At 50.8% G+C, this 17,442-nt stretch carries 14 protein-coding genes; 6 read left to right on the forward strand and 8 right to left on the reverse strand.

Annotated features, from left to right (window positions below; genetic code table 11):
- The coding region (locus tag BM025_RS19395; RefSeq protein WP_211753599.1) for a hypothetical protein at positions 1-202 on the forward strand (202 nt) is incomplete at its 5' end.
- Positions 203-492: 290 nt separating this feature from the next.
- Here BM025_RS19395 and BM025_RS18120 read toward each other — a convergent pair.
- The 3 genes from BM025_RS18120 to BM025_RS18130 form a co-directional block, all read right to left on the reverse strand.
- Positions 493-1,584 carry a pentapeptide repeat-containing protein gene (locus tag BM025_RS18120; protein WP_139204600.1) on the reverse strand — a complete coding sequence of 364 codons (1,092 nt, stop codon included), beginning with the start codon at positions 1,582-1,584 and terminating at the stop codon, positions 493-495.
- Between the two features lie 275 nt (positions 1,585-1,859).
- Positions 1,860-4,064 (reverse strand): hypothetical protein, encoded by a 2,205-nt coding sequence (locus BM025_RS18125; RefSeq protein ID WP_085850549.1) that lies wholly within the window; start codon positions 4,062-4,064, stop codon positions 1,860-1,862.
- A gap of 543 nt (positions 4,065-4,607) precedes the next feature.
- Complete coding sequence (locus tag BM025_RS18130) at positions 4,608-4,913, reverse strand: hypothetical protein (RefSeq protein ID WP_085850548.1); 306 nt, start codon at positions 4,911-4,913, stop codon at positions 4,608-4,610.
- A 52-nt stretch (positions 4,914-4,965) separates the two neighbouring features.
- Between BM025_RS18130 and BM025_RS18135 the strand changes: the two genes are divergently transcribed.
- Positions 4,966-6,177: a DNA polymerase Y family protein gene (locus BM025_RS18135; RefSeq protein ID WP_085850547.1), complete on the forward strand. Its 1,212-nt coding sequence runs from the start codon at positions 4,966-4,968 to the stop codon at positions 6,175-6,177.
- 162 nt (positions 6,178-6,339) lie between these two features.
- Here the strand turns inward: BM025_RS18135 and BM025_RS18140 are convergent, their stop codons facing one another.
- A complete protein-coding gene (locus BM025_RS18140) occupies positions 6,340-7,137 on the reverse strand; it encodes a COG3904 family protein (protein WP_090875474.1) in 798 nt (265 codons plus the stop codon).
- Positions 7,130-8,449: a hypothetical protein gene (locus BM025_RS18145; protein ID WP_085850546.1), complete on the reverse strand. Its 1,320-nt coding sequence runs from the start codon at positions 8,447-8,449 to the stop codon at positions 7,130-7,132. The genes BM025_RS18140 and BM025_RS18145 overlap by 8 nt, the downstream gene beginning before the upstream one ends.
- Before the next feature lie 503 nt (positions 8,450-8,952).
- On the opposite strand from BM025_RS18145, the gene BM025_RS18150 reads away from it, so the two are divergent.
- On the forward strand, positions 8,953-10,290 hold the full coding sequence (locus BM025_RS18150) for a TerB family tellurite resistance protein (protein ID WP_170842233.1): 1,338 nt from the start codon (positions 8,953-8,955) through the stop codon (positions 10,288-10,290).
- 4 nt (positions 10,291-10,294) lie between these two features.
- Here BM025_RS18150 and BM025_RS19020 read toward each other — a convergent pair whose 3' ends face one another.
- A complete protein-coding gene (locus tag BM025_RS19020; protein ID WP_139204601.1) occupies positions 10,295-10,663 on the reverse strand; it encodes a hypothetical protein in 369 nt (122 codons plus the stop codon).
- Between the two features lie 1,299 nt (positions 10,664-11,962).
- Here BM025_RS19020 and BM025_RS18160 point away from each other — a divergent pair.
- The 3 genes from BM025_RS18160 (at position 11,963) to darG (ending at position 14,775) form a co-directional block, all read left to right on the forward strand.
- Positions 11,963-12,661 (forward strand): hypothetical protein, encoded by a 699-nt coding sequence (locus BM025_RS18160; protein WP_085850543.1) that lies wholly within the window; start codon positions 11,963-11,965, stop codon positions 12,659-12,661.
- Between the two features lie 360 nt (positions 12,662-13,021).
- Positions 13,022-13,735, forward strand: coding sequence for a DarT ssDNA thymidine ADP-ribosyltransferase family protein (locus tag BM025_RS18165; protein WP_170842234.1), 714 nt, complete (start codon positions 13,022-13,024; stop codon positions 13,733-13,735).
- Positions 13,735-14,775: a type II toxin-antitoxin system antitoxin DNA ADP-ribosyl glycohydrolase DarG gene (gene darG, locus BM025_RS18170; RefSeq protein WP_085850541.1), complete on the forward strand. Its 1,041-nt coding sequence runs from the start codon at positions 13,735-13,737 to the stop codon at positions 14,773-14,775. The genes BM025_RS18165 and darG overlap by 1 nt, the downstream gene beginning before the upstream one ends.
- Positions 14,776-14,816: 41 nt before the next feature.
- Here the strand turns inward: darG and BM025_RS18175 are convergent, their stop codons facing one another.
- Positions 14,817-16,175, reverse strand: coding sequence for an SIR2 family NAD-dependent protein deacylase (locus BM025_RS18175; RefSeq protein WP_085850540.1), 1,359 nt, complete (start codon positions 16,173-16,175; stop codon positions 14,817-14,819).
- A 694-nt stretch (positions 16,176-16,869) separates the two neighbouring features.
- On the reverse strand, positions 16,870-17,442 hold a 573-nt coding region (locus BM025_RS19265; RefSeq protein WP_170842235.1), incomplete at its 5' end, for a hypothetical protein.

Below are 17,442 nucleotides of genomic sequence, written 5' to 3' on the forward strand. Positions count from 1 at the left end.
CTGGCTGACCGTAGGTAAGTCGTCCGGGACTGGCGAAGGTATCCAGAATGTTACGCGACTCAAGCAATCCTATGTTGCTCTGACGCGACCGACTCATCTTGTGGCGGTTGCCTTGCGAAATTCCGCGATTGCGAAAGATAGAACCAAGGCAATGGCAATGCTTCATGCCCAAGGTTGGGAGATCAGAGATCTTTGTCCGTGACAATTTACGAAAGAGCCGTTCAGTCGACGGTTTCTTTAGGTCTTTGATGTGAACTAAACGTCGGCTTTGCAGGTTTACCTTTTGAAGGCTGCACTTGCAGCGAATGCCCGCTTCCCGCCCGGAAGTGTCGATCGATGCGAACGGCCCGGAGCCGACATTCGCAACGTCCACATGCGCTGCGGGCAACTTCCTTAAAGCTGCCAGTTGCAATTGGCATTCATGTTCCTGCCCCAAGCGCAAAACAGCAGCAGTCTGTTCATTTCTTCAACGGGACAGTCACACGAAGAACCTCAATCCTTCGGGTCAGAAAGAAACTTCCTTGCAAGCTTTTCGGTGCTCTCTCTTCCGGAGAACCAAGCCCCGAAGGCAATTCCAGCCAGCGGAGCACCAAATTGCGCACCTAACGCCGCACTCAACAACACTACTCCAGTAGGTACCGTCATTTCCCCCAAACGTTTTGGATCAAGTAAAACTCGAAAACCGTCTTTTGCAGTAGACAGATAAGTCTCCAAAGCAGGTTTCGTACTTTCGACTGTGTCTTCTGAGACCGATTCTCCCGGTTCAGGCAAGGCGAGCAGCAGTGTCTCTAAATTTGCCATGTGTTGTGTGAGAAATGTCTTGGCTTGTTCCTTAAACTCAGTTTCCAACGAGTTGCTTTGCTCAATTTTCAATAGAAAGCCATCGATTGCATCAACAAGGCTTACGCCAGTCAAACGAACGCTGAGGTTGTTCACCTCAATGCGTTTCGCAAGCTCTGAAGTCGTCGGAAATACCTGTGCGCCACTACTAACTTCGAGGTCGCGAATCTGTCCGCTTGGGCCTGGTGGAGACATCGGTACGTCGGGCCAGAGGTCGGGATACTTGTTCGAATTTGGATTTGGCCTGTGTGGCGTAATGGAGGGAGGCGGATTGCCCCCCTGCGTTTTCCCTTCTTTGCCCTCAGTTGGCTCCCAATGCTCTGCGGGCCGCAAGTATTCGTTTAGCTGAACGTTAACGCCGACTTTGGTTGAATCTATTTGTTGCTGGGATAGCCCATCAGTTATTGTCAGGTCTAAATCGTAGAGCTCTGCACCTTCCAAGATCGCGTTTCCGACCATACGAATTTTCAATTTCCTACCGCGTAGTACGCAGTTCCTAAGATTTGCGTTGGGAACATGCAGAGATATATCGCAATCTTGAAAGCGTGAGTTTTCAAATTTTGTGCCAACTAAAACATATCCGGACGGGAAATTCAGACCATCAAATATTTGATCTGAAAGATCTAATGACCTGAGACCTTTGGCTGCCATGTATTTCTTTACGGCATCCGGTCCCTTGCGAAATATACTGACATGTTCATCATTGGCCATGGTTTGATGATTAACAGAAATAAACTTGGTCACAACTCACTAAAGTTGTTTTTGCACTAAAAGCTGACCTTGGTTTGGAACGCAGCGAATGTCCGCATTCCGCCCGGTTGTGTCGATCGACGTGAACGGCCCATAGCTACCGCTCAAACATCGTCGTAGATGCTGCGGGCAGCCCGCCAAACCGGACTTTCGCGCACCTCACAGCATTCTCGATATGTAGATGCCAGCTTAGCGAACAAAACCTCAATGGCGGCTATCAGTAAATTCGCCGCTCGAACTTCGATACGTTTCTCTATGATATACCCGTTTCAGCCGCCGAATAACGCCTCAATGATCGCTTGAACTTGATCCTCATTTGGCTCGTAGACCCGAAGTGCGCTCAGTTTCCCATCTTCGGCCGTGCTTATCCGCAACAGCACGAGCCGCGATCCATCTTGGCTTGAGATCAGCAGGCCGCGTTGTGCTGAACCAAAAACCAAGGGGCGCAGCAAAGGCGGTGTGGAAGGTAAAGCATTCCTTGGGGCCACGCCCAACCAAGTATTATAACCCGCGCGCCCGAGTAGCGCAGCTGCTTCTGGCAGCGTCGTTGTCAGGTTAGTCTCCACTAAGATATCAGCAAGCGGGCTCTCAATGGAAAGCTCTGCGGAAATCGTTTGCTCAACCCGCGCGCTGTATTGCGCAGGAATGTCTTGGCCACGGGCAGCAAAATCCCAGACGTCCGCCAGTGTGCTTTCGACATCGCTCCAGGCAATTACATCCGGTTCTGGGGCCTCGTAGGTGTTGGCATCTGAGCAGGATCCGATGTTGTCGTTGAAAAGCTGTGTTGGTCGTCCTGCGATTACAAAATGCGAGAACTGGCGACCCGATATTTGATCCATATACGCTAGAACCAGAACTGATCGGCTTGGGTCGTACTTGATCACCCCTACATCCGCTGGATCGGCAATGCCTTCCATGACCGCAAACGCGCCGCTGGCACCCTCAAAAAAAGCTTGATCGTTCGCCTGTGTCACTGGGCCACTCGAAGAATAGCACCCCCAGCGAGTCAGATCTTTTGCGCCGAACAACTCAGCGAACTCGATATGAGACAACTCGCGAGTTTCGCCAACCCCCAGCACAAGTCCGGAGGTGTCCTGAACTACCACGTTTCCAGGCACCAAAGCCTGGCTCAGTAAGTAAGCAGCTTGGTTGTTGCCACGCGAGACACCTCCACCACCCGGCAGAAGCGCTTTCCCCGCAATCTCGGTCGCCCGCGCTTCGAATAGCTGGGTTTCGCCCCCCGCTTCCCAGGGACCGGCTACGTCGAAGTCCCAACTCGGACGTTTGGCCTGAAAGCTGCGGACCTCATCTGCAGTAAATGTCACGCTATCGTCACGTAGATACCTGTTCAAAACCCCTCGATTCGGACCCGATGTAAGTTGACCGTGCAAGCCAGCGTCGCTTAGACACCGCAGGTTGCCAATTACATCGCCGCCATCGCGAGCGACGGCTTTTGATATAACGTAAGCGCGATCCGTCGCGGAACTAAGACCGGCGTCCTGCAGATTGCGCTCGAATGCACGGCAGAACGCGCGCATCTCCACTCTTTTTGTCTCTCCCGCTGTGCTGATTGGAAAATCGGCCCTCGGAGCGACCCAAGCACCGAACTTCGTCGTATCCGTCGCGGAATTGCTGGTCAGCGCTGTCCAGCCGAGGTCCAGAAAGGTTCGGAACCCTTCGCCTGAAAAGCGCGGCAGATCGTGCGCAAGGTAACTAGCTGTCTCCGTGATGGTGATATTGACTGTGGAGAGCGGCGTTCTTATCTGCGTGATGCCAGGTCCGAGAAACAAGGCATCTTCGAGTACTTCCCCCCCCCGGAACTTTGCCAAGAACGTGTCGATACTGGTAGCCACGCCCTTCGCTTCAGTTAGGTTCGCAAGCGCACCGCCACTTAGCGCTCCCCCGAAAGCCAAAGCACCCAGATTTACGCCAAGCCCCGAAACCAAGTTGAAGGACGCTTCGACAAGGCTGCTGTCAGTTGCAGGACGTTGGGTATCCCATGAATATCCAACCCGCCCCTCAAGCTGCGCCGATCCTGGGGAGGCCAGATAATGGTCTTGCCCACACCCCATTTTCGTGCGCGCAGATTTGCCGACACCGCCGTCTCCTGTATCGGAATAGGCAAATGGAATGACGGTATGACCGAATTTCGCTGCTGAAGATTGGGTTGCTGCGCCATTTTGGTCTACCGTGAATTCAATCGCGCTACTGGACAGCGAAATGAAATGCGCGAGCTTATAATTCTTATTAAAAATACCGCCGCCAAGCATTCCGTCGTTACCAATCTTGCCGGCTACGTCACTCAGATTGTCGCTGACGACACAGCGGATTTGAACATAGTATTGACCATCTGCCGCAAAGGCTCGGATCGGAACGTCCGGCGATACAGCCAAAGGCTCAGCTACGACCGCTGTTGAAAACGTCGTTATTGCAAGCGTGAGAGATGCGATGTGTCGGAGTGAATAAATGTTCATTATAGACCTCAAAAAAATTGATCACAAAAAACTACTTTGACAACTCAGCATTTTAGAAAACTGATACGACCGCGACAAATATCTGTTTTACTGTTGCGCGATTACCCGAACCGATCAAGAGAAACTATCAAATAGGATTGTTCGTTCAAAAAGAGCATTAATGGTTGGCTTCGTCATTTCTCTTTCACTCTTTCCAACCCGTGATGAATGTTTTTACATCGCCATGCGACTTGGGAAATCTAGATTACATCCTCTTATCAATTGGAGAACAGCCAAATTTCAAAGCCATGATTCTTCGAAGGGCACGTCGTGCCGTTCGTCCTCGATAGCTCAGACATTTATACGCAGTTCAAAATCAGTTGCTATCGGCTCAGAGCTATCGTTCGCTGCGCCGCGTTCACTGTGCTTATGTTCAAGGTCCGCTCCTTCTTGAATTGAAGTCAGGCTTCGCACTTGCAGCAAAGGTCCGCAATACGCCCTTATTGTCGATCGACGTGATCGGCCCATACCCCTTCTTTACAGTATTGTTTTACAAGATGGCCATCACCGCCCCGCCCAAGATTGCATCTGCCGCAAAACATGTTGCGCAGCACAACTTCGGGCGTCCTGATCTTCGATCACAACAGCTTTGAGAAACTGCGCCTTCAGCTGAGGGCCTTTTTCTATTTTGGACGCCACAAAGCTCAGAGCTTCATTCAACGCATCCGTGCGCACGTCGAGTTCGATGCAGGTATCAGCCGCATTTTCGATCATGCTTAGCGCCGCCTCCAGTTCAGAAACGCGCAAAATTTCTTCTGACCAGCTGCCGCCAAAAGCGACATTTTTCAATTGTGTTTTCAAATCAACCATGAGAACAAATATAGAACATTAAGCAGTTTTTGGAAGATACAGGATTTAGGCTATGACCCCGATGCGCTGTCTATATCTGGATATGAACGCCTTTTTTGCCAGCGTTGAGCAACAGGTTGATTCTCGGCTTAGAGGGCGGCCCGTGGCGATCACTGCGCTGGAGACTGGCCCGCACAACAATTGGGCTGGGGCCGTTGTTGCCGCCAGCTATGAGGCTAAGGCACAGGGCGTCAAAACGATTATGCGTGTTGCTGAAGCACGTCAAATCTGCCCTGACATCGTGTTTCTGCAAGCCCGCCACAAGCTCTATGCGCGGGCCAATCAGGCGATTTCCAAAGCTATAGATACCATCGCAGAGGTAGAGCGTGTCCGTTCGATTGATGAGTTTCAAATCGCCCTTAGCGGCAGAACCAGTGCGCTCCCTGCCGCGCTGGATTTGGCCCGCGATATTAAGAAAATCATTCGTGAAGACGTGGGCAGTCAGCTGCGCTGTTCGATTGGAATTGGGCCAAATCATTTACTCGCAAAGATTGCTGGGAAATTGGAAAAACCCGATGGCCTGCAATGGCTCGCACCTGAGAATATGCCAGAGGCTATTGCGCATCTCAAACTGGACGATTTGCCCGGAATTTCACGCGGCATGAGCGCGCGTTTGGGCAAGGCGCATGTCTGGGGCATTCATGAGCTGTATGCGCTCGATCCACGACACGCCCGCATGATTTGGCGCTCCGTTGAGGGCGAGCGTTTTGTGCGCGGCCTACAAGGCGAAGACATCCCGTTGATCGAAACCCAGCGCAACACCTACGGGCAATCCAAGGTGCTTGCCCCAAAGTACCGCCCTGCCCCAATGGCCGTGCGTGTTGGCCGTTGGCTGGTCGAACGGGCAGCGGCACGCATGCGACGTGACGGCTATTGCGCGGGGCGGATTTCCATTCATATCGGCCTGTGGAAACGACACGGGCATCATTGGCAGCAAACGCTCAATCCAAGCCAAGACACGCGTGATTTTCTCGACATCTTCGACGCCCTCACGGCGCAGTTTGCCAGCAGTCGCACTCAAGCCACATCGATCGGGATCAACCTCACGAACCTTGTTTTGCTTAGCGAGCGGAATGGCGAACTGTTTTTGCCACTTGCCCCAGGGCAAAACAGCAAACGCGAAACGCTGTCTGCCACCATAGATCGTATTAATCTGCGGTATGGCAAGACCGTCATTAAATACGGTCAGCAGCAAGAGCATTTGGGGTTCTTTGATAGGGGATGAAAGGCAGGATGTGAACTTGCGCTGCAGTGTGAACTAAGGTCTGTTTTTGGAAGAAACAGCAAAGAAACCATAGCTATTCACAAATACCGTGGCGCAATCGGTTATCAACCATTTTTCAAGAACCCACAGAAGTGACATTCTGCATTATTGATTGCCAAACGCTCACTCAACAGCCGCATCGGGCGTGAAAATCAATCGATAGTCACTCAATTCACTTTGCACCAAGACATAAATTTCGTCAGGTGGAGTTACCAGCGCATGCTGCATGACCAGCGGGTCGACCCCCATTTCGTTTAGGTAGGCCATGACTGCGCCTTGCCCCCTTTGAATATCCTCAACGGCGAGGAATGCAGGCAAGACCGTATTCACGTCAAAAAAATGTTGGTGTACACCGACCTGCGCATCGATATCGACCGTGCGTGCGACACCGCTGGCAAGGATATATGGGCAGGCTGATAGACAGATGTCCCCTGCTTCCAAGACTGTGTCCAAATTTTCTTGGCGCAGCCGCTGACCAATCAGCAACGCGTCTGAGACCGACCCGCCGGGTGAATTGAGCCGTACAGTTCCGAAATCGGTTCCCTCGGCTTTTAAAAATGTCTCAAACCGTTCTGCATCACCCGCAGAAATAGCGCCGGTCATTGTTAATCCAGCACCATCTCTGCCGAACACCAGCCGAGTTGGCATGTCGCTGGTAGATGTAAAAGGTCGCTGCGGACTTCCTTCACGCGCAGGCGCAAGTGGCATATCCGCAGGACGATACCGGCGCGTCTGGTCGCCTGGGTTTACGGGTTGATCAAACCGTGGCTGCGTAGATGGCAATCCGATGGTTGGAATGGCGCGCCAAAAATCCCCTCCCATCAACAATACTGCCAACACCAATTGCACGCCAAGCACACCGTAAATTACTGACTTAGCAGTAATCCTGCGCCGCTCCGGCAGTTTAATCTCGTCAGACATCCGCTGGCTTGTCCTGATCCGACGGGGCGGTTTCCCCGTTTGTGCCCTGCGGCTGAGGAATTGCAGACACATCGGACGCACCCTGAGCATGACGCAGTGCGCCATCCATTTCAGTCACCGCACTTAACGCTGCGCGCAATTCAGAGATTGTCATTGTATCCTCTATGCCAACTCGCGACTTACCCGACCGGATTGCGGCGTGAGTGATAGCAAGTATGAATACCAGCACCGCTGGCAGCAGATCGATTGCGATTGCTCCCGCCCAACTTGGCGCGAAATTTCCAGCGTAGCGGATTACCGCATCGGCGGTGCTGATTGGTGTATAAATAATTTCATTCGGCGGAGGCATGGCAATCACTGTATCAGCTGCGCGACGCAATGTTTCAGCCCGCTGTCCGAGGACTTGCAAGACCGACCGGATCGTGGATTGCTGGCCCGCGCGAGTTTCCACCGTGCGCCCGTCAAGTTCTGGCAAAACAACCGATGCGCTGAGGTCTTCGGCGGCACGATTGACCAACTGTGCAACAGACAATTGGCGCAATTGTGTGATGACACCCGACAAGCGTACCGCTTCCTCGCTAAACTGCACAGAACGCACCTCGATTGGACCAGGTTCAACCGTCAATGCGCGCATGTGACTTAGTATCTGGTTACCTTCTATAAAGGCAGCTGCGACGAGTGGCTGCTGTGACGCGATCTGCGTTTCCAAGCCCAACAGTTCATCTGATTTTTGACGCAAGACACGAAACACGGCCCCTCGCCCAGCAAGGCCCGACAGGTCACCAGTCGCTTCCTGTTCGGACAAATCCTCAAATGACTGGCGGACCCGGGATACGTCCCGCTCCAAACTTTGCGCGCTAACCGCGATCTCGTTCGCCTGTTCAAGCGCTGTCTGGTAATCTTGAACGGTCGTGGCAAGGTGTTGTTCAACAGCAGCGGCCCCCGCCAAGGCTGCGGCATTCAGCCATGATGACATTGCAATGATCGCAGCCGATCCAAGCAGCATCGCCACAAACAAACCCAGTCGCGCTCCAACCGTGCGCACAGCTGGCAACAAGCGTATGAGATAAGACCAGAAGACGAAGATACCGACCGAAACAGCGATGGAATAGCTGATCGCGGCGAAAAAGCTCAGCGCTCCGTTGTCGTCTAACAGCGACGTAACCCCAAGATATGTGTAAATTCCAGATGCGACAGCCAGCACACCGAGTGCCGCTGCAGAAAAACTGTCCAGCCAGCGGAGGTGGGCTTCGAGTTCTGCAGCATACCGCACGCCTTGTGCTTCTGCGCGCGTCAATTTTTCATTGTCCATCAAATTCTTACCCTATTCCCACGTCATCGATATGGCATTTTGTACAACAGTTTCCAGCGAGAAGCTTAATTGATTTTCATCAGCATCATGTAGATGGCAATTGGAACTTGATGCTTAGTGAATGGAAAAGGCAGTAGTTAAAACTCCACATTAATCGCGAAAGTAGATGCGTAATTAAGCGCTGTCATTAGCCGATTGCAGCAATAACGGCTACTTCGAACCATTCCTGTAGCTTTACACTTGGGCGGATTGCCGACATTCGCTGCGCTCAGCACCAACGGCAGCTATGCGGACAAACCGACATTGCCGTTCGCGTGGTCAACGGCTGCTTTTCAGTTACTGCATCTGCAGCGAAAAACACCATAGGTGAGAACCGGACCTTCGCTGCTGTTGCGATACTGAGAATCTTCAGGAAAACAGGCAGCAACCAATTTCGGACGAGAGAGCCTTTGTGCAACAAGCCCTTCTACAGAGAGCATCAGTGAAAATCGCTTGAAATGCCTTTGTCTTGTAGTCAAATTAGCCGCAAACCGATTTTACTTGGAGATATTAAACTGCAAAATTCTAGTGACATTCAACCGCTTCCAGAACTTCAGATCAACGACGATGGTTTTATCTGGAGAGGCAGCCATCATCAGCATGGTGATATTGCATCGATCCGGTTCTCGGCAAAGGTCACGCAGAATTCGGTCAATGGTATTCCAACTGGAAAGACCTACCAGTCCCAGCTTTCTGTAAAGCTAAATTCAGGTTCTACAATCTCAATCACTGGTCCTAGTCGTGCAATCAGAAGCGGGCTCAAGAAGGAGACTTTTGACGGCATGCAGCAGGCAAACGCTATCCTGTCGCATTTTTCCTTGGCACAGCGGTTAGCGCCAATGGAACATGAGCTATCAAAAAAGGGTTTCTTCTCGTTTTATGGCTATCAAATCAGCCGGTCCCGCGAGGTCTTTAAAGGAGGCCAGCTCGTAGCAAGACTGGATGATCCTGACATATCTTTTTTCAAAGAACCCTTTTCCGTAGTGATCCGTCGTAAGAAGAAGGGGTTTGGAGCAAAGTTGATTGGGATGGTGTCAAACGATGACATCCAAATATCTCTGGAATGGGATCAAGATTGCTTCCTTTATATGCTTAAAGCAGCCACGGCTTATGCTTGGAAGGACTCTCCACCACCAGAGAAACCGATCAATCGCAAGGCCGTATTCTATCGAACAGTTTTAAGGTTTGGGGCCAGTCTTGCGATGGCTGACGGTTCGGCAGATGCCAGCGAACTTGCACAACTCAAGAACTTCTTTGATATCGGCCCGGACACGGTTCCTGACGCTGCCCGCCTTTTCAACGAAGAACTTCGCGTTCAGGCCTCGGTGGAAACCATCCTGTCTGAATTTTCCAAAGTCTTTGCCGATGCAGTTGAGCTGCGTGAGACGTTCTTGGTCGGGATGTGTACTGTCGCACTGGCGGACGGGCACCTCCACGATGGCGAGCTTCGGAAGTTGCGCCTTGCAGCTTCAGTGCTTCGCTTGGGAGAGGAGTCCCTTGCGCGCGCTTTCCTTGCGGCAGGCTTCGACTTCGATGCTTTCGTGCGCGGGAACCAATCAGGAGCTGGATCAACCAGAAAATCAGACCAAAATACTCTTGAACTGCAGGTCCTTGGTCTTAAATCGGGTGCTACGCCAGACCAAATCCGTGCAGCATATCGTGAGCTGGTGAAGCGATACCATCCCGACCGTCTACGCGGTCAGGGGCTACCGGAAAACGAAATCGCGAAATCTGAGGCAATCCTTAAGAGGATAAATGTTGCCTATGATCATCTTGCCCGTCCGAATCCCCGCACGGCTTAACCGATCAAAACGAAGAAGCTGAAATTGAACGGGTGTCCATATTGCCGCCTGTCTGACGGATCAATTCAACAGTGTACCCTCTATAATATCCGCCACTAAGGTTGAAGTTGAATATATCAGACGAAGCTTGGTAACTGGTCATGCTTCCAGGGCCAAACAAATGTTGCATACCACGCCAAGTCTCACCGGCTGCGTAGCGCATGCGATACTGGCCAGCAGGCACCTCAACCTCAATTCGTTGCCCGCCTTTAACAAAAATACCGACCCTATCTACGCCGGTGACGTTATCAACCAACTTGACGAAGTAATCACTACCCGGAGAGGTTATTATCTCAAAGGGGTGATTACCGCTAACTCCGGTTCTGTTGAACATAATTCCCGCAGCCTGAAAAACTTCCGGTGGAAGGGGTGCGGTGGGTACCGGCTGTGTAGTAGGCGATGCTGCTGTTTGTGACGGAGACCGGCGGCCACTTTCATTGTTTGAAACAAAAAGGGCGACGACGATCCCTGCGACAACAAGGCCTATAATTAACTTAGCCTTTCCCGCACGTTCCTCTGGCGTAGGCCTCCGAGAGGGCGTGGTAGTTGATTGTCTTGTCGGAGGTCGCCGTGTTGTCGCTGATGTCTTAGATGCTTCTTCAGGGAATAGTTTCGCCTTGCATTTCGCACATTTTGCTCGGGATCGATCCGCGGTTGCGGAGACCCTGTTCTTAGTGCCGCATTCAAAGCAGAGGTAAACGTCATTGGTCATTCAGATTTCAGTCCATCATTAAGTCGTAGCTATCGTAGAATAATTTTGCAGGGCTATAATAGGACTACAATTCCAGATTTTTCAGAGCTAAGCAATCGACTTCAGAATTGGGAGGTGCTGATTGGACCTGTAGCACTTTTGTACCGCCCCTAGTGCTCGCCTAAGCCACCTTCCATTCAAAAGCGCCCGAGCTTTGCCTAACGCTTGCTGCCGACGCCCGTTTCAGGCCGATATTCCGCGAGTGAACTTCTGGTTCTCCGAAAGCGGACTTTAACTGCGGCAAAGAAAGTCGGTAAAGTGGGCTCAAAGCTGTCGTTAGACGCGTACGGCATGAAGGTCGGCTCAGGGCCGTTCGCGTCGATCGACATAATCGGCGGAATGCAGACATTCGCTGCAGGTGCGAGGAGACCACGACGTGCTGGGAGAAGCAGACCTTCGCATTGACGGCAAACCGGTGGATGGTTGTCGACTAGTGCCAGATCGGTTGTTGTTACAGTATAAGCGATGGAATCTCTGGTGAGTCGATGCTAACAGATTGCGTCTTAATTGCATGTAAGACGCCGCAATTGGCGTAACTAATCGGGTATTACTTTGCTAGACGACCGGAAAGTAAAAAAGGCCATCCACAAAAGCCAAAAAGCTGCACTCCAAAGGAGGCGCAGTTGCTTAACAATTGGATGCTCTAAGATTTCGATTAAGTCCCATCAAATCTCAGCTTCGCACTTAAGATCAATTTCTTCTGAGAAGGGAAAAGTGCTGCTTTCAATGCCGCAGCGAGGCAAGCCAACCTTTTCTAGCTCGAGCGATCTATATCGTGAAGTAAATATGTCCTCAGCGCTTACAGTCGGTTGCTTTTGTAGCCAGTGTGACGATCAAATCTTCAGAACACTTGATGCTGGAACAGGGGACACGACAAGGCGCATGTTGTTGCTTCAGGCCTATAGAAGTGCAGGATACATGCTTGGACAGACTCGGATCGACTATGAAACTATGCTCGGCACCCACAGAGAACTGGGCACGCCACCGTCGCTGGCTCCTACGTGGCGGATCAAAGATCGACGCATAGCTTCCAATCTGAAAGAAGAGGCTGCTTATTCAATCCATGGCGTCAGATATGTGTTGGACGCACTGAAGGCAGCGATTTATGGAGAGGCAAACAACGTCAAGGTTTTGTATACTAGCCCCCAAAAAATCGAACTGGAAATGTTACTCTCGTCAGCTTGTTACATAAATTCAGGCCTGTTCGGCATGCCATTGGGAATGAACTGGAACAACTCCGGCGAAGGGATGCCTATCTGCTTCCTAAGCTTGCTCCCGCTGAATGGTAGGCACGTTTTGGGTATTGTATATTTTGATCGCCATCGCCAATTTGTATTGGCGCAAGTTAAGCGGTTTCTAACACTGTCCGATCATGAGAAGGGTTTTCACTTATTTCGACTTACCAGTGCAAACAATTTCGGATTTGCGATGTCTCCTCGCTCCTATGAGCTTGTTCGAACAAGATTTCCTGACATCGTAGATAACATCGCAATGGATGTTCGAAACATGTTAGCGAATAGGCTGGGTCAAGACTGGACCAATTATCATGTACCAAGAACCTTTCCAAAGCTCGTACTCTAAGGCCGCAATGATCGTTCAGGTGCCAACAACATGACTATCAAGGATAGGGGTATATTCCAGGTCACGTTTTGCATCGGCAACGAAGGGCCTGTATGGAGAAGCTGCATCGCAGCATCTCGAGTGCGCGCTGTACGTCCGGAATGGGCCGTTCGCGTTGATCGGCACAACGGGCGGTATGCGGACATTCGCTGCGCATTGCATCGAGGTCTGCTCTACGTATTTTCACAAAAGTAGCCATTCACCTACTTTGTTAAAATATTGCCAAACCGCAGGATATTATTCCGGAGCACACACTTCGAGGTTGTAAGCGTAGTTGAAACCGTGTCTCATGCTAGTGTTAGTATTGCCGAGAGATATATTGTGCCTAATCGTTTCATTTTTAGACAAGTTTACTTTGGTGATCTGCCGACTTTCCTTGCTGATGGCGAAATTAGAGCGAAGAACCACGGCTCTCCCCAACTCTGCCACCAAACATCGTATCAAGAAATCGTAAACCGGCGCGGCACCAATGAATTCCCAATGCCATGCGGTGGTGTCGTCAATGACTACGTGCCGTTCTATTTCTCGCCCCTCACCTCGTTCACCTACGCGATCCATAGTGGTAATGTTCCGCTAATTTCCCCTAGTGGAATGAATCTGGGCATAGCGCAGGATGAAGAGCGAATATTTTTTGTTTGCCAGACGGAAAACCTCCGCAACAGTGGATTGGACTACTGTTTCAGCGACTTTCCACTAAATTCCCAAGTCCCAAAACCGGTTCTTGAACAAAATATTGACAATCTGGAACAGCATGTGCATTGGGGCGTGTTTGATGACTACCCAATGGCCAGTCATATCCCTGAAGTTAGTTACGGTGGCGTTTGTCAGTATTTTAAGAACTCGGACAACCCACCCGAACGTCAACTTCGCAGCCAGAAGAGAATGGCCGAATTTTTGGTTAAGGGCGCGCTTTCGCTGGAGTACATTTGCTGTATCGTTGCCAAATCAGTAGAGATGCGAGATAACTTACGAACTACTATGAATGCTTCTGACTGGAACATTCCCATTTTATCAAAACCCGGGTGCTACTTCTAATGGCTATGACATTTAAAAAAGGTGACATGTTCAACGAGCAGGTTGAGGCTGTGGTGAATACTGTCAATTGCGTCGGCGTCATGGGAAAAGGGGTTGCGCTGGAGTTTAAGAACCGCTGGCCAGCCAATTTCAAAGCTTACAAGAGAATCTGTGAATCTAAGGAGTTAGTGCCTGGTCAGATGTTCGTTTTTGACACTGAAGAACTTTTTGCATCTGAAGGCCCCCGTTATTTGGTCAACTTTCCGACCAAAGCGCATTGGAGGTCAAAGTCCAAGATTTCGTATATTGAAGACGGCCTTGATGCTCTTGTGAAAGCGATTAGTGAGCACGGAATCAAGTCCATCGCAATCCCACCTCTCGGATGTGGGAATGGTGGTCTGGACTGGGCTGACGTAAGACCTTTGATCGTGTCAAAGCTGGAAGGTTTACAAGATGTCGAGATCGTTATTTTCCCACCAATGGATGCCGTAGACGAACCAGAGCATGCCCATTCCAAATTGACCATGACTTACGCAAGAGCGATGTTGCTGAAGACTCTCAATGACCTTGAAAGGTTTTTTGATGGTTCCTTTGATCGGATCTCGCTACAAAAGCTTGCCTATTTTCTCCAGGCATTGGGAATTGATTTGAAACTGAAGTTTGCTCGAAATGATCATGGCCCATATTCTGAGATGCTCAAGAAAGCCTACCTTGCTTTCGAGGGCAATGGGATGATCCGTGGCTTCACAACAGATGATCGTCAGGCCCACGTGACGCCCAGTGGGTGTGCAATTGCGGAAGAATACCTCAGCAATCAGGTAGATCAATCGAGTGATGAAACCGTTGGGAGACTGAGCAAGTTGGTTCAGGGTTACGAAAGCCCTTACGGGTTGGAATTGCTGTCGTCAGTGCATTGGCTGGCCCATCACGAGAACCATTGCCCTGTTGAAAAAATCATCGCTGAAATGCAGGGTTGGAATGAAAATAAGCGCAATTCATTTAGCGATGAGGCCATCCGGTCAGCCTATCAACGGCTTCAGGATGATGGGTTGCTGACTTAAATAGCGCGCTTTGTACATGATTTCCACTCGTGGTTTTTTTACTACAGGTCGATTTCATATTCCAATCCATCTTTTACTTTCCGCAATAGATCAACACCTTGAAATGACCATTTCTTGGTAGTACTTTTCCGACCGGTCCTAATTTGGCAACAATATTGATTGTCGCTTGCTCTGATATCCACACCTGTTTCTTCCTTAATTTTGCTCACCAATTTGTAGGCGTGAACCCAATGACTAAGTTCAAGTCGTTGCGTCATCTGAGTCGTTGTTAAGGGATGTGATTGGTTTGGATTGCTGACGCTAGCTATCCCCAAAAGCGTCGGAAGGTAATCGGATTCGCCCGCAACTCGCTCCAGTGTATCGTAGTTTACGGAGACAACCCCTGACGGGATGTCTTCTCGAATGAGTTTCATTGTTCTTGCAGCTAGAGCTCGTATCAATTTTGGATTAACGGATGTTAGGGCCGATTTGCTCTTTAGGGCTTCGAATATCCAAGAAAATTCATTGGTATAGATTGCTCTAGTTCGGTATTCGCGGTCGTCCACAGAAAACGCGACCTGTTCTGGAAGTTGTTTTACCAGCGGCTCCGATTGCCAAAATATTTGATACACATTTGGAATTAGACCGTCTTCGTCAGCGACCAGCTCGCCAATGTCGCGCATGATTGCTTTAACATTGGGGTCTCCAAGGCTATAGCCAAAAATAAATACTGGGTGTTCGGCAAAATAAGTTAGCAGTTTGGCGGACACATATTTTTTCTTCTCGGACCATTCGTTGTAGTCAGCCTCAGTCAACACAATGGTCGATGGCTCACTAACATCTCCATGAATATGAAAAATTTCCCCGAAACTATTCGTGTTGTACCTTAGTATGGTTTGGCCGGTGATCGGTTCATAACCGTCAAAGATTTGTTCCAAAAATAAGTCGTAGTTTGTTGTAATGATGGCATGGGGCTTGACTGCAGCAAGAGCAGAAAGCTCATTTTTGAGTTCTTTGTCGACAGATGTCACGGTTGGAGTAAGCTCTTCAAGGTGCTTGCAGGCAAGATATTTAACAAACGTATCTTTCCCAACAGAGCTAGTGAAAAATTCTTCTGGAAACTCGCTTTTGCCGTCGCTCCACGCCCACTCGAAGACTTCATCGGATAAAGCCGTTCCTATTCGTGCTGGATCACTATCGAATTTCTGACGGAAATACTCGAAGCGTCCCATGCCACTGGGAAGCATAGCGAATATTACTTGCAGCAACTCGTTCCAGTTGGGTGCTCCAAAGTAACGGCGCGAAATGCCGCTCCCAATAAACAAAATTGGCTGACACTCAAACTCCAGCAACAAATCTCTGATCGCTGTGTCCGCGTTTCGCTTGTAAGAGGATTCTGACTTCGAAAGGGTGTCGGACATTGCTTCTCGCACTTTTGAAATATTCGCTAATATAATTGTGCAAATTATAGCAACTTTTGCGTGTGAAGCCCAGAAATTTTCCCCATTTGTAGTTACTTTAGCCCAATGGCTAACTCCGAATGCCTGCTTCTGCGGGCAGAGGAAGGCGCTTTTCCTTTTGCTAGAAAAGTCTAAATCTAGCTTAAGCGTCGGGTGCGCACGTCCGCATAGGCTAGGGAACGGTCATTAGACGCGGTATGCACCAAGGTCCGGTTTGGGCCGTTCGCTTAGGTCGATAACAATGGCGGATTGCAGCAACCCTACCGAACGCCACCTCCGCCAGCTGCCCCACGAACAGCATCCGCGCCGAGGCCCTACACTTGCGCGCCGGATCTAAAAGGGCGTTTCAAAATCGGTACTGAGCTGACTTTACCCCTGCGCGGCTTCAAAGATGCGGCGGCTGTTAGATCACACCTCACCCAGCACCCTCATAACACACTGTATTTGTTGCACTTCCTCACACCCACCCCAAAACGCCAACACCCGCACACCTGCTACAGCTCACAAACCACCTCACCAAACAGCCCACACCCCACAATCTCGGCTGAATTTTTCTGCGCTCACAGAAAAAAATCTCCGCGTAAGGGAAGCACGGGTCTAGGGTCAAAAGCCTTCCGGACTTTTGACCCTCCCCCCCCTTTGGAGGAATGCAGCTCTATTTGCTTGCGGTGGTCGATGCGCCGTAGCCCTGCATCCGGTCCAGAGCATCCCGCAGGGCCGCTCTCAGCGCGGCGCTGTTGCGCGAGCTGACCGTCCAATCATATTTGCGCAGCACTTCACTCATCGACAGGCCCAACAAACACACGGCCCGCACAGCATCCAAGTCCGAGATCATCTTGCACACGCGCCCTGCCCCGCGTTTTGACGGGCGCACCTTGCGCATCGGCATCGCCACGCCGCGACCGACTTTGCGCTCAAGCGCCTCAAACTCTTGGCGGGCTGCCAGTCGCAGAACAACGGCATCCACGCCACCGCCACCACCAGAGACACGTTCGCCGTAAGATGTGCCGCGCAGGTCACCGCCCTGCAGGCCTTCATACAACCCCGCATAGTGGCGCGCCATCGACACCTGCCCCGCGTTGAACGGTTCCTCAAACACGGCCTCCTTGTTCTTGGCTTTGACCTTGGCGTGGGCGTTGAGCGCCTGTGCGCGCATCGTGTCGAACACATCGCAGCGATGCATCACCGAGCGCTTTTGCCAGCCCGCGTGTTGGTACTTGTCCGTTGT

The organism is Pacificibacter marinus, assembly GCF_900109555.1.
Classification (GTDB): domain Bacteria; phylum Pseudomonadota; class Alphaproteobacteria; order Rhodobacterales; family Rhodobacteraceae; genus Celeribacter; species Celeribacter marinus_C.